Genomic DNA, 13,268 nt, shown 5'->3' on the forward strand with positions numbered 1-13,268 from the left:
CCATGACCAGCCGACCCCCGTGGCTCGCCGCGGACCGTCCCGCGGCCCCGCACGGGCTGCCCGGGCACCTCGTCAGCTTCGTCGAGGCACTGCGCGCCAGGGGGATCGGGGTCGGACCGTCGGAGACGGTGGACGCCGGCCAGGTCATGAGCGTGCTCGACCTGCTCGACCGGGAGGCGCTGCGGGAGGGCCTGGCCGCCGCGCTGCTGCGGCGGCCCACCCACCGGCGCACCTACGACAGCCTGTTCGACCTGTGGTTTCCCGCGGTCATCGGCGACCGCGCCGAGCGGCCGGTGGACACCGAGCTGCCCCGCGACGAGCAGGGGGAGATCGACACCGACGCCATCCGTGACCTGCTGGCCGACTTCCTCGCCGACGGCTCCGCGGAGAGCCGCGAGCTGATGCGGCTGCTCGCCCGCGAGGTGGCCGAGCAGATGGGGCGCTACGAGACCCGCAGCGGCCCCGCCTACTCCGCCTACCAGGCGCTGCGCGGCATCAGCCCGGAGACGCTGCTGGCCCAGATCCTGGAGGGCCTGCTGGGCGGGCCCGAGGGTGTGGCCGAGGCCAGCGACTTCGACAGCGAGATCGCCAGGCGCACCGCCCGCGAGCGCATCGCCGAGTTCCGCCGTGCGGTGGAGGAGGAGGTGCGCCGACGCACTGCCGAGCGGGTGGGCAAGGAGAAGGTGGCCGCGTCCTCGGTGCCCCGCATCGCCGAGCAGGTCGACTTCCTGCGCGCCCGCAGCGACGAGCTGACCGAGCTGCGCCGGACCGTCACCCCGCTGGCGCGGCGCCTGGCCAGCCGCCTGGCCGCCCGCCGGCGCCGCAGCCGGCACGGCACCATCGACATGCGCCGCACCATGCGCAAGTCCATGTCCACCGGGGGAGTGCCGCTCAAGCTCGAGCAGCGCAAGCCCCGACCGGGCCGTCCCGAGCTGGTCATCCTGTGCGACGTCTCCGGCTCGGTGGCCGGGTTCAGCCACTTCACCCTGCTGCTGGTGAACGCGCTGCGCGAGCAGTTCTCCCGGGTGCGCATCTTCGCCTTCGTGGACACCACCGACGAGGTCACCCAGTACTTCGCCGGCGGGGCCGACCTGGCGCAGGCGATGACCCGGATGACCCACGAGGCGCAGCTGGTCACCTACGACGGGCACTCCGACTACGGCCACGCGCTGGGCACCTTCGCCGAGCAGTTCGGCGACGCGCTCACCCAGCGCTCGTCGCTGCTGATCCTGGGCGACGGGCGCACCAACTACCGCGACCCCAACCTGGCGGTGCTGCGGCGCCTGGACTCGGTGGCCAAGCACGCCTACTGGCTCAACCCCGAGCCCCAGTCGCAATGGGGCAGTGGGGACTCGGCAGCCACCGACTACGCCGCGGTGGTGCCGATGCACGAGTGCCGCACCGCCGAGCAGCTCGCCGCCGTCGTCTCCCGCCTGCTCCCGGTCTGAGGCCGGCCACGAACGGCACGGGCGGGCCCCGCGACCAGCGCCGGACCCCGGCGGCAGACGACGCACTAGGATGTGGCGTCGTGTCCACCTCCGCGCCCGCCCGACGCAAGCTCGGGGTGATGGGCGGCACGTTCGACCCCATCCACCACGGGCACCTGGTGGCGGCCAGCGAGGTCGCCCACCGGTTCGGCCTGGACGAGGTGGTGTTCGTGCCCACCGGCCAGCCCTGGCAGAAGGCGCACACCGACGTGAGCCCGGCCGAGGACCGCTACCTGATGACCGTGATCGCCACGGCGTCCAACCCGCAGTTCTCGGTCAGCCGGGTGGACATCGACCGGGCCGGGGTCACCTACACCGCGGACACCCTCAGCGACCTGCAGGCCCAGCACCCCGACGCCGAGCTCTACTTCATCACCGGCGCCGACGCGCTGGAGGCGATCCTGTCCTGGCACCGGGTGGAGGAGCTGTTCGACCTCGCCCGCTTCGTCGGGGTCACCCGTCCGGGCTACGCGCTGGAGGCCAAGCACCTGACGCATCTCGCGCCGGGCCAGCTGACCCTGGTGGAGATCCCGGCCATGGCCATCTCCTCCACCGACTGCCGCGAGCGCGCCGGACAGGGCCGGCCCGTCTGGTACCTGGTGCCCGACGGCGTGGTGCAGTACATCTCCAAGCGCAACCTCTACCGGCCGGCCGAGTGTCCGCGCGCCGACGGCACCAGCCGCACCTCCGACCCCGTGCCGAGCCGCGCGCCCCGCGTGCCGCACGACAACGGGGCCGCTACCCACACAGACCATTCGCACGACCCGAACAACCTGGAGCTCCCGCAGTGACTGCCACCGACACCGCCCGCGAGGTGGCCCTCGTGGCCGCCGCCGCGGCGGCCGAGAAGATCGCCACCGACATCGTCGTCCTCGACGTCTCCGACCAGCTGGTCATCACCGACTGCTTCGTCATCGCCTCGGCGCGCAACGAGCGCCAGGTCAACGCCATCGTGGACAAGGTGGAGGAGGACCTGCGCAAGCAGGGCGTCAAGCCGGTGCGCCGCGAGGGCACCAAGGAGGGCCGCTGGGTCCTGCTCGACTTCACCGACGTGGTGGTGCACGTGCAGCACGTGGAGGAGCGCAGCTTCTACGGCCTGGAGCGGCTCTGGAAGGACTGCCCGGTCATCGAGTTCGACGCGGCCGCCCACACTCCGGAGGACGCCGAGGAGGAGGTCTACGGCGACGCCGACGACGAGCGCACCGAGACCCAGCGCCTGAACGACCTGCTGAACGGGCAGTGAGCGGCCGTCCCCTGATCAAGCGCCGCCTGATCCTGCTGCGCCACGGGGAGACCAGCTACAACGCCACCAGCCGCATGCAGGGCCAGCTCGACACCGAGCTGAACCCGCTGGGGGTGCGCCAGGCCACTGCGGCGGCGCAGGTGCTGGCCGAGCGCAAGCCCGGCCTGGTGATCTCCTCCGACCTCACCCGCGCCGCGGACACCGCCCGCCACCTGGTGGACCTGGTGGACGTGCCGCTGCGCCACGACCCGCGGCTGCGGGAAACGTTCCTGGGCGAGTGGCAGGGGCTGACGCACTCGGAGGTGGAGCAGGGCTGGCCCGGTGGGCTGGGGCACTGGCGCACCGACGTCCGCTACGTGCCGCCAGGCGGGGAGAGCAAGGAGCAGGTGGCCGCGCGCAGCGTGGCCGTGGTGCAGGAGATCGAGCCGAGCACCTGGGACGCGCACCCGGTGGTGCTGGTGGCCCACGGCGGGCTGATCCTGGCCCTCACCGCTGCGCTGCTGGGCCTGCCGCGGGACAGCTGGTCCACGCTGGGGTCGCTGGGCAACGCCCGCTGGGCCGAGCTGAGCACCCGCGCCGACGGGCAGTGGCGGCTGGACGCCTGGAACGCGGGCGTGGTGTGAGCGAGCAGCCGGTGCTGCTGGTGTTCGCCGACTCCCTGGCGCACCACGGTCCCCGCACTGCGCACCCCGCCGACCACCCGCAGATCTGGCCCAACCTGGTGGCCGACGAGCTGGGCTGGCGGCTGGAGCTGGTGGCGCGCATCGGCTGGACCTCCCGCGACGTGTGGTGGGCCATCACCCAGGACCCGCGGGTGTGGGCGGCCGTGCCCGACGCCGCGGCAGTGGTGCTGGCCGTGGGTGGCATGGACACCCTGCCCTCGCCGCTGCCCACCGCGCTGCGCGAGCAGCTGCGCTACCTGCGCCCGCCTGCGCTGCGCCGGGTGGTGCGCCAGGCCTACACGGCCGCGCAGCCCCACCTGTCCCGCCTCGGCCGGCCGGTGGCGCTGCCGCCGCGGCTGAGCGTGGAATACCTGGAGCAGTGCCGCGCCGCCCTGGTGGCGCTGCGCCCGGACCTGCCCGTCATCGGCACGCTGCCCTCGGTGCACCGCTCCGCGGCCTACGGCGGCGTGCACCGGGGCCGTCCCGCCGCCGAGCGAGCGCTGCGCTCGTGGTCGGCCCAGCGCGACGTCCCGCTGGTGGACCTGGCCGCCGCCGTGGGCCCGCACGTCGAGGCGGGCCGCTGCAACCCCGACGGCATGCACTGGGGCTGGGAGGGCCACCGCGCGGTGGCCGACGCGGTGCTCGCCGAGATCCGGGCCACCACCCGTCCCTGAGCTGCCCGTGCCTGCCCTGTTCGCCGCGGTGAGGCACTAAGGTTTCACCTGTGCATGCGGCCGTGGTGACCGACTCGACCGCCTACCTCCCACCCGGGGTGGCGGAGCGACACGGGATCACCGTGGTGCCGCTGCACCTGTCGGTGGACGACGAGCCGCACCTGGACGGGGTGGACTTCGACGCCGACCAGCTCGCCGCTGCGCTCACCCAGGGCCGCCACGGTGTGCGCCGCCGGCCCACCATCACCACCTCCCGCTGCACCCCCACCGAGCTGCGCGAGGCCTACCTGCGCGCCGCGCGCGGCACCTCCGCCGGTGGCACCGACGGCGTGCTGGCGCTGCACCTGTCCCAGCACCTCTCCGGCACCTGGGAGGCGGCGCGCCTGGCGTCCGAGCAGCTCGGCGCGGAGCACCCCGACGTGGAGGTGCGGGTGGTCGACTCCCGCTCCGCGGCGATGGGCCTGGGCTTTCCGGTGCTCGCCGCCGCCCGCGCCACCGCCGCCGGCAAGAGCCTGGGGGAGGCCTACGCCGCCGCGGTGGACGTGGCCTCGCGCTGCCGCACCCTGCTGTGCGTGGACACCCTGGAGCACCTGCGCCGCGGGGGCCGCATCGGCACCGCCGCCGCCCTGCTGGGCACTGCGCTGTCGATGAAGCCGCTGCTGCACGTGGTGGACGGGCGCATCCAGGTGCTGGAGAAGGTGCGCACCTCCTCGCGGGCGCTGGCGCGGCTGGCCGACATCGCGGTGGAGGCCGCCGGCGACGAGCCCACCGCCGTGGCGGTGCACCACCTGGGTGCGGCCGACCGGGCCGCCACGCTGGTGGAGCAGCTGAAGCAGCGCATCCCGCACCTCACCGAGGTCTACGAGTCGCAGGTCGGCGCCGTGGTGGGCGCGCACCTGGGACCGGGCATGGTCGGCGTGGTGGTCTGCCCCGGCGGCGCCGGAGACCCCGAGTAGTAGTTACGCCCTGTGGGAGCAGGCGGCCCTCAATTGGTGCGCGGGGTGCCATCGGACCGCTGGCCGGGTCCGCACTCGGCGAGCGTGCCGCCACCCCCGCCGCACAGGCGTTCCAGCCGAAGCATCTCGGCTATCTGCGCCTTGGTGAGGCATACCGATCCGAAGTCGCTCCACTCAGTGCCAGGTGGGCAAGACGGTTGGGTCCACTCCTGGGTGGTGGGTGGTGGTGTTGCGACACGGGGGCGCGTGGTGCTGGCCGGGGCCTTGGTGGCAGGCCGGTTGCGCGTGGTGGTGGCCGGGGCCTTGGTGGTGGGCGGCTTGCGGGTGGTGGTGGCCGGGGCCTTGGGGGGCGGCAGGGTGCCGGTGGTGCTGACCGGTGGCGGCGTGTACACCGCCGTCGGTGCGGGAGGCGTCGTCGCAGGCGCGGTGGGGGTGCTGGGCATCGTGCTGGAAGGCACCACCGACGGCGCCTCGGTGGTCGGCGACGGGGCCGTGGGCGCACTGCTGCTGCATCCAGCGGCTAGCAGTGCCACTGCAGCCAAGGAGGCCGCCAGGTGTCGCATGTTCATCTCAATTCCCTTGTCGTGTTTGGGTGATGTTAGGTGCGGGCGACGTGACTCGCCCGCACGACCGGCGCAGTAGCGCAGCACGCCTGGCTGGTTGTGCACATCGGTGCAGGTGGTCCACAGCGGCCTCGGACACCGGTCCCGAGCGGGCCGTGTGTCCCTAGCGTCAGCAGGCGTGCCGTCCCGTGAGCAGAACCAGCGCAGCCGCCACCGGCTCGGGCGCATCACCACGCCAGCTGCCCCGGACGAGCCATCCGTCGCCCCAGACGACGAGCCACTACCCACCCCTCGCGGCTGGCGGGAGAAGTGGCTGCCCACCCGCTGGCAGGGTGCCCGGGTAGACCCCGGCCGCCACGGCGCGCTCGCCCTCGCCGCGGTGGCCGCCGCGGCAGCGGTGCTCGCGGCTGTCGGGGCGTGGCGCGATCGTCCGGTCCCGGAGGTGGTGCCGCCCGCTCCGGCAGTGGCGCTGGCTCCAGTGGCGGCCGGCGCACCCAGCAGCGCACCGGCCCCGAGCGCCGCCCCCACCACGCTGGTGGTGAGCGTGGCCGGGCGGGTGCGCAACCCCGGACTGGTCACCGTGGCGCCCGGTGCTCGGGTGGCCGACGCGCTCGCGGGCGCCGGTGGGGCGCTGCCCGGCACCGACCTGGTGGCACTGAACCTGGCTCAACCGCTCACCGACGGCCAGCAGATCCTGGTGGGCATCGTCCCGCCGCCGGGCAGTGCGCCGGTCAGCGGCGGCACGTCTGCCGGCTCCACCGCGGGCCCGGCCGCCGGCTCGTCCAGCACGCCCGGGTTGGTGAACCTCAACACCGCCACCGCCGCCGAGCTGGAGGACCTGCCCGGGGTGGGCCCGGTGATGGCCAAGGCGATCCTGGACTGGCGCACCAAGAACGGCAGCTTCCGCAGCGTGGACCAGCTCTCCGAGGTCAGCGGCATCGGCCCGGCGCGGCTGGCCCAGCTGACGCCGCTGGTCGCGGTGTGAGCACCAGTGCTGCTCCCACCGAGCGGCTCGACGTCCGGCTGCTGCCCAGCGCTGGCTGCGCCTGGGCGGCGGTGCTGCTGGGCCTGCTCGCGGGCTGGCAGGTCTCGGTGGTGGTGGCCGCCCTGGCGCTGGGCGGGATCGCGTGGGTGTGGCGCCGCCACGAGCGCACCGTGGCCGCCGGGCTGCTGGCCGCACTGGCCGTCACCGCCGGGTTCTCCGCCGCTACCGCGCTGCGGACCCACGCCGTGGACGTCCACCCGCTGGCCGCGGCGGCGGAGCGGGGCGAAAGCGCGCAGCTGCAGGTGCGGCTGAGCGACGACCCCAAGCTGCTGCGCGCCACCCTCCCCGGCGCCCCGCAGCGGGTGCTGGTGCGCGCCCAGCTGACCAGCGCTGAGGGCTACCCCGAGATGCACGGTGCGGTGGTGCTGCTGGCCCCAGCCGACTCCTGGGAACACCTGCTGCCCGGCCAGCGGGTACGGGTGAGCGGGCGGCTGGCCCCGCCCCAGCGCAACGACCTCACCGTCGGCGCCGTGCGGGTGAGCGACCCACCGGAGCTGGTGGGGCAACCGCCGCGGGTGCAGCGGGTGGCCGGGGCGTTGCGCACCCAGCTGCGCGACGCTGCGGCCCGGGTGCTGCCCGCCGAGCCCGGTGCCCTGCTGCCCGGCCTGGTGGTGGGGGACACCTCCCGGCTGCCGCAGCCGCTGCTGGACGACTTCCGCACGGCTGGGCTGACGCACCTCACCGCGGTGTCCGGCACCAACATCACCATCGTCTGTGGCGCAGTGCTGCTGCTCACCGGGCTGGTGGGGGCGAGCCCGCGTACCCGAGCGGTGCTGGCCGCGGTGGCCCTGGTGGCCTTCGTGGTGCTGGCCCGGCCCTCGCCCAGCGTGCTGCGCGCCGCGGTGATGGGCGCCATCGCCTTGCTCGCCCTGGTCACCGGACGCCGCAAGCGGGCCCTGCCCGCGCTCGCCGGGGCGGTGCTGGTGCTGCTGCTGGTGTCGCCGCAGCTGGCGGTGGACGCCGGGTTCGCGCTGTCGGTGCTGGCCACCGGGGGACTGGTGCTGCTGGCCCCAGGCTGGGTCGACGGGATGCGTCGCCGGGGCGTGCCCGCGGGGGCGGCCGAGCTGCTGGCCGTCCCGCTGGCCGCGCAGGCGGTCACCGCACCCGTCATCGCCGGATTGTCTGCGCAGCTGAGCGTGGTGTCCGTGCTGGCCAACATCCTTGCCGCCCCCGCCGTGGGGGTGGCCACCGTGCTGGGGGTGCTGGCCACCGTGCTGCTGCCGGTGTGGACGCCGGCCGGCGAGCTGGCGGTGCGCTTCGCCGGGCCGGCGGTGTGGTGGCTGGTGCAGGTGGCCCACCGCTGCGCCGCGCTGCCCTCGGCGGCGGTGGCGGTCCCTGGTGGCACCACGGGCGCGCTGGGCATGGCCGCGGCCACCGTGGTGCTGCTGGTGCTCGCCCGCAGCCACGCCGTGCGGGTGGTGCTGCTGGCCGCGGTCACCGGCGCGGTGCTGGTCTGGGTGCCCACCCGGGTGCTGCACCCAGGGTGGCCGGTGCCCGGCTGGGCAATGGTGATGTGCGACGTCGGCCAGGGCGACGCCCTCGCCCTGGCCACCGGTGAGGGACGCGCGGTGGTGGTGGACGCCGGTCCCGACGCGCGGGCGGTCGCGGGCTGCCTGGACCGGCTGGGGGTGCAGCAGGTGCCGCTGGTGGTGCTCACCCACCTGCACGCCGACCACGTGGACGGCCTGGACGGGGTGCTGGCCGGGCGCAGCGTCGGTGCGGTGGCCCTGGGCCCGCTGCACCTGCCGGCCGACACCTTGCGCGAGGTGCAGCAGGTGGCGCAGCGCCACGGCGTGCCCGTGGTGCAGCTCAGCGCGGGGCAGTCCCTGCAGTGGGGGACGGCGCTCACGCTGGACGTGCTGGGGCCGGTGCGCCGCGCGCCCGGTGCGCTGGGGGGCGATGAGGGCACCGAGCTCAACGACTACTCCGTGGTGCTGTCGGCGCGGACGGCGGCGGGACGGGTGCTGCTCACCGGTGACGTGGAGGAGTCCGGGCAGAGCGCGCTGCTGCACTCCGGGGTCGACCTGCGTGCCGACGTGCTCAAGGTGCCCCACCACGGCTCGCGCTTCTCCGTGCCGCAGTTCCTGGACGCGGTGCAACCACGCCTGGCGGTGGTCAGCGTGGGCACCGGCAACACCTACGGCCACCCCAACGCCGGCGTGCTCGACCACCTCGCCCGCCAGGGCGCCACCATTGCCCGCACCGACCAGCGGGGCGACATCGCCCTGCTGCCCGGGCCGACGCTGGTCACCCGCTGAGCCCGGACGGTCCGGTGCTCGGGAAGCCGGAGTCAGCCCCCTCGTTGCTCAGCCGAGGATGCGCTCGGCGCGCTGCAGGTTGCGGACGAGCTCCTCGCGGCTCTGTCCGTCGACGTGGTGGCGCCACATCGGCGTGCCGGGAGCGCTGCGCCAGGACTCGCTCAGCGGGCTGTTGTCGACCGCGTCGAAGCCGAGATCGTCGTAGAAGCGCGTCACCAGCTCGACGGCGTCGGGGTAGTCGCTGGAGACGACCAGCGCCTTGCGGTCGGGGTGTCCGGCCGGTCTGGCCAGCCGGAGCAGGGCAGGCAGCGTGTCGCTGGGGACGCGGACGGGGGAGCGCGGGTGGAACTGGACGTGGGTGAACGCCTTGGCGACCTTCGAGGCGGGCAGCTGCTCCTGACGCAGCTCGTGAATCGTCGTGCGGCCGGAGTCCACCTCGGGAAAGCTCCCGTCCCGCCAGGCCATGTAGTTGTTGTTGTCGATGACGACCTTGCCCGCGAGCTCCTCGACCGGCGGCGTATCGGCGGGCGTGTACGGGTAGGCGGTGACCGCGAAGTCGGCTGCCGCTGCAGCATCGGCGGTGTGCGCGGCGCGTGCCCGCGGGCCCAGCTGGCTGAGCAGACCCGTCAAGGTCTCGGGTCCCCGCGAGTTGGCGATGACGACGTCGTAGCCCGCCGCGATCGCCGCACGGGCCAGCGTGCTCCCCACCTGGCCCGCGCCGATGATGCCGACAAGAGTCACAGTCGTTTCTCCTCTGTGTACCTAGGCGAATCGTCGTCTCGCTCGCACCGCCAGGCTAGGCCGCGTCGCAGCGCACACCGAGGGTCCTGTCACCCCCGGGGCTCGGGAGGGCCTGGGTCAGGAGCCGAGCCCGCAGACACGGGAAGGCCCCGCAGCGCAGTGCTGCGGGGCCCTCCTGGTGGAGCGGACTAGCTGTTGTCGGCCCGGTGCTTGCCCGCACCAGCTCCGGCGTCGGTGCCGGCCGAGACGCCGGTGGTGGCACCAGCGGCGGCACCGGAGGTGACCGCACCGTCCTTGCCGGCGGGCTTGTCGCTGGGCAGCTCCTCGGCGGGCACCGCCTCGGGGTCGTCCTGCACCAGGTCGATGGTGGTGCGCAGCGGCGTGTTCGGCAGGACAGCCACACACGCCAGCGTGACCAGCGCGATCACGGCGGCGATCAGGAAGATCCGGCCGGTCGCGTCACCGTAGGCGGCGCGGATGACCTCCTGGACGGGAGCAGGCAGGGCGCCCACGTTCAAGTTGGACCCGGCCGTGCTGCCGCCGGAGTTGATGCCCAGCTGTGCGAAGCCCTCCGCGGAGAGGTCGGCCACGCGGGTGGCCAGGATGGAGCCCATCACCGACACGCCGATCGCGCCACCGAAGGTGCGGAAGAAGGCGACCGAGCCGGACGCGGCACCGATGTTCTTGACGCTCACGGTGTTCTGCACGGCGAGCACCAAGTTCTGCATCAGCATGCCCATGCCGAAGCCGACGATGGCGATGTACGCGCTGACCAGCACCAGGTTGGTGGTGTGGTCCAGGGTGCCCAGCAGGGCGAAGCCGGCGACCATCAGCGCGGCACCGCTGACCACGAAGGCCTTCCACTTGCCGAACTTGGAGATCAGCTGGCCGGAGCCGACCGAGCCGACCAGCATGCCGACCACCATGGGGATGGTGAGCAGACCCGCGGCCGTGGGGCTGTAGCCGCGCGAGGTCTGGAAGTACTGGCCCAGGAAGGTGGTGGCACCAAACATGCCGACGCCCACGGCGATGGAGGCGATGATCGCCAGCCCGGTGGTCTTCTCGGTGATGATCTTCAGCGGGATGATCGGCGAGGACACCTTGGACTCGACGACCACGGTGGCCGCCAGCAGCGCCAGGCCGCCCAGGACGTAGAGCACGGTCTCGGTGGACATCCAGCCGTAGTAGCCGGCCTTGCCCGCGAAGGAGACCCAGATCAGCAGCACGGACACACCGGCGGTGAGCAGGGTGGCGCCCAGCCAGTCGATGGACACGTTGTCCTGGCGCACCGTGCGGATGTGCAGGGTGCGCTGCAGCAGCACCAGCGCGATCACGGCCAGCGGGACGCACACGTAGAAGCACCAGCGCCAGCCCAGCGGGCTGTCCACGATGACGCCACCGAGCACGGGGCCACCGGTCATGGCCACGGCCATCACCGCGCCCATGTAGCCGGAGTACCGGCCCCGCTCGCGCGGGGAGACGATGGTGCCGATGATGGCGACCACCAGAGCGGTCAGACCACCCATGCCGATGCCCTGGATGACGCGGGCCACCAGCAGCAGCGGCACGTTGTGCGACATGCCGGCGATGATCGAGCCGATGACGAAGATGATGATGGCGCTCTGCACGAGCACCTTCTTGTTGAACAGGTCCGCGAGCTTGCCCCAGATCGGGGTGGACGCCGCGTTGGCCAGCAGCGCGGTGGTGATCACCCAGGCATAGGCGGTCTGCGAGCCGTTCAGGTCACCGATGATGGTGGGCAGCGCGGTGGCCACGATGGTGGTGCTCAGCAGCGCGGTGAACAGCGCCGCGAGCAGACCCAGCAGCGCTTCGAGGATCTGGCGGTGGGTCATGGCCTCCGGCTCGTCGTCGAGCGGACGGTCCACGGTGGTGGTGGTCATGCGTGTGCCCCCAATCGGGTGTTGTTGCTGCTCCGACGGGTGGGTTCGGAGGGAAGTGCGTCGTTCAGGAAGGTTTCGGTGAGCTGGCCGAGGGAGGCGACCGCGCTGGCGGCGTCGTCCTGCTCCCACTCGCCGAGCAGCTCGCGCAGTCGCACGGCTCGGCGGGAGCGCGAGCTGGCCAGCAGGGCCAGTCCCTCGGCGGTGGCCTGGACGCGGGAGGCGCGTCCATCGGCCGGGTCGGGTTGTCGGGACACCAGGCCCAGCTCCACCAGCTCAGATACTTGGCGGCTGAGGGCGGACTGGCTGATGCACAGGTTCGCGGCCAGCTCGTTCTGCCGGCACTCGCCGTTGTTGGCGAGCACCTGCAGCACGCCCTCCAGCGGCAACGGCAAGGGGCCGTCGTCGGCGTTGGAGAGGCTGATCCGCAGCGCCCTGCCAAAGTGCATGATCTCGTCGACGAGAGCCTCGACGGTGGCGCGTGACACTGACACTAAGTCCCCACAAGTGATCGAATATGCGTGCTAAAAACAACTATATACATGCTTCGCGTGAGTAAGCACCCTGGTTCGATGTCTGTCGAGTCACACAAAGCCCAGGTAAAGCAGGGTTTTGGACCGGTTTGGCAGCCGGCGCGGCCGCGGTGTCCGGGCGTCGTGGGACGATCTGAGGCATGGCGAGGGCAGCACAGCACACGGCGCAGGACCCGGCGAGCGGCACCGAGCAGCAGCGCCTGCACCTGGTGCTCGGCGACGAGGAGCTGCTGGTCGACCGGGCCGTGGAGGGCATCGTCACCCACGCCCGCCTGGCCGACCCGGCGGCGGACGTGCAGAAGGTGCGCGCGGGCGCGGTGTCCGGCCCCGAGCTGGCGGAGATGCTCAGCCCCTCGCTGTTCGCCGAGGCCCGGATCCTCGTGCTGGAGGCGGCCCAGGAGGCAGGAAAGGACGCCGTAGCCCTCATCCTCAGTGCCGCCACCGACCTGCCCGAGGGCGTGGTCCTGGTGGTGGTGCACGCCGGCGGCGGCCGGTCCAAGGCGATGGTGGACACGTTGCGCAAGGCCGGCGCCCAGGTGCACGCGGCCGCCAAGATCACCCGGGCGGCCGAGCTGGCCGACTTCGTCCGCGCCGAGCTGCGCGGCGCGGGCGCCAAGCCCACCGCGGACGCGGTGACGGCGCTGCTGGAGGCCGTCGGGTCAGACCTGCGCGAGCTGTCGGCGGCCTGCTCGCAGCTGGTGGCGGACACCGCCGGCCCCATCGACGTGGCCGCGGTGCACCGCTACCACCGCGGGCGGGCGGAGGTCACCGGGTTCGACGTGGCGGAGAAGGCGGTGGCCGGCAACCGGGCCGCGGCCCTGGAGTCGCTGCGCTGGGCCACCCAGCTGGGGGTGCCGCACGTGCTGCTGGCGGACGCCCTGGCCGACGCGGTGCGGACCATCGCCCGGGTGAGCGCCTCGGCCGGGGGCGACCCCTTCCGGCTGGCCGGCCAGCTGGGCATGCCACCGTGGAAGGTGAAGAAGGCCGTCGCCCAGTCGCGCGGGTGGTCGGCGCAGGCGCTGGGCGAGGCGCTGCAGGTGGTGGCCCGGCTCAACGCCGACGTCAAGGGTGCCGCGGCCGACAACGACTACGCGGTGGAGCGGGCTGTGCTGGCTGTCGTCGAGCTGCACCGCCGCTGAGCGCCCGAGCACGCAGAAAGCCGCCCGGTCGTGACGACCTGGGCGGCTCTGCGTGGTGGAGCGGTGTTC

The 13,268-nt window shown here is 73.4% G+C and carries 13 protein-coding genes; 10 read left to right on the plus strand and 3 right to left on the minus strand.

Features of this window, described 5'->3' with window-relative positions; translation table 11 throughout:
• Positions 1-2: 2 nt before the first annotated feature.
• From AC3YO9_RS08385 to AC3YO9_RS08425, 9 genes are all read left to right on the plus strand, one after another.
• Positions 3-1,448: a vWA domain-containing protein gene (locus AC3YO9_RS08385; protein ID WP_489982845.1), complete on the plus strand. Its 1,446-nt coding sequence runs from the start codon at positions 3-5 to the stop codon at positions 1,446-1,448.
• An 80-nt stretch (positions 1,449-1,528) separates the two neighbouring features.
• The gene (gene nadD / locus AC3YO9_RS08390) at positions 1,529-2,278 is read left to right on the plus strand and encodes a nicotinate-nucleotide adenylyltransferase (RefSeq protein ID WP_489982846.1); all 750 of its coding nucleotides are present in this window, start codon (positions 1,529-1,531) and stop codon (positions 2,276-2,278) included.
• Complete coding sequence (rsfS, locus tag AC3YO9_RS08395) at positions 2,275-2,730, plus strand: ribosome silencing factor (RefSeq protein WP_127783479.1); 456 nt, start codon at positions 2,275-2,277, stop codon at positions 2,728-2,730. The genes nadD and rsfS overlap by 4 nt, the downstream gene beginning before the upstream one ends.
• A gap of 11 nt (positions 2,731-2,741) precedes the next feature.
• A complete protein-coding gene (locus AC3YO9_RS08400) occupies positions 2,742-3,353 on the plus strand; it encodes a histidine phosphatase family protein (protein WP_489983445.1) in 612 nt (203 codons plus the stop codon).
• Positions 3,350-4,066 (plus strand): diglucosylglycerate octanoyltransferase, encoded by a 717-nt coding sequence (gene octT, locus AC3YO9_RS08405; protein WP_127783478.1) that lies wholly within the window; start codon positions 3,350-3,352, stop codon positions 4,064-4,066. Before AC3YO9_RS08400 ends, octT begins: the two co-directional genes overlap by 4 nt.
• Before the next feature lie 50 nt (positions 4,067-4,116).
• Entirely contained in the window at positions 4,117-5,022 is a 906-nt protein-coding gene (locus tag AC3YO9_RS08410; protein WP_489982847.1) for a DegV family protein, read from the plus strand.
• 246 nt (positions 5,023-5,268) lie between these two features.
• A complete protein-coding gene (locus tag AC3YO9_RS08415; RefSeq protein WP_489982848.1) occupies positions 5,269-5,664 on the plus strand; it encodes a hypothetical protein in 396 nt (131 codons plus the stop codon).
• Between the two features lie 99 nt (positions 5,665-5,763).
• Positions 5,764-6,570 (plus strand): ComEA family DNA-binding protein, encoded by an 807-nt coding sequence (locus AC3YO9_RS08420; protein WP_489982849.1) that lies wholly within the window; start codon positions 5,764-5,766, stop codon positions 6,568-6,570.
• On the plus strand, positions 6,567-8,888 hold the full coding sequence (locus AC3YO9_RS08425; RefSeq protein WP_489982850.1) for a ComEC/Rec2 family competence protein: 2,322 nt from the start codon (positions 6,567-6,569) through the stop codon (positions 8,886-8,888). Before AC3YO9_RS08420 ends, AC3YO9_RS08425 begins: the two co-directional genes overlap by 4 nt.
• A 48-nt stretch (positions 8,889-8,936) precedes the next feature.
• Here AC3YO9_RS08425 and AC3YO9_RS08430 read toward each other — a convergent pair whose 3' ends face one another.
• From AC3YO9_RS08430 to AC3YO9_RS08440, 3 genes are all read right to left on the minus strand, one after another.
• Positions 8,937-9,629, minus strand: coding sequence for an NADPH-dependent F420 reductase (locus AC3YO9_RS08430; RefSeq protein WP_489982851.1), 693 nt, complete (start codon positions 9,627-9,629; stop codon positions 8,937-8,939).
• A gap of 188 nt (positions 9,630-9,817) precedes the next feature.
• On the minus strand, positions 9,818-11,530 hold the full coding sequence (locus AC3YO9_RS08435) for an MDR family MFS transporter (protein ID WP_489982852.1): 1,713 nt from the start codon (positions 11,528-11,530) through the stop codon (positions 9,818-9,820).
• Positions 11,527-12,021 carry a MarR family winged helix-turn-helix transcriptional regulator gene (locus AC3YO9_RS08440; protein ID WP_241248905.1) on the minus strand — a complete coding sequence of 165 codons (495 nt, stop codon included), beginning with the start codon at positions 12,019-12,021 and terminating at the stop codon, positions 11,527-11,529. Before AC3YO9_RS08440 ends, AC3YO9_RS08435 begins: the two co-directional genes overlap by 4 nt.
• Before the next feature lie 179 nt (positions 12,022-12,200).
• On the opposite strand from AC3YO9_RS08440, the gene holA reads away from it, so the two are divergent.
• Positions 12,201-13,199 (plus strand): DNA polymerase III subunit delta, encoded by a 999-nt coding sequence (gene holA, locus AC3YO9_RS08445; protein ID WP_127783472.1) that lies wholly within the window; start codon positions 12,201-12,203, stop codon positions 13,197-13,199.
• The last annotated feature ends 69 nt before the right edge of the window (positions 13,200-13,268 follow it).

The organism is Rhodococcus sp. Z6_132 (assembly GCF_058133635.1).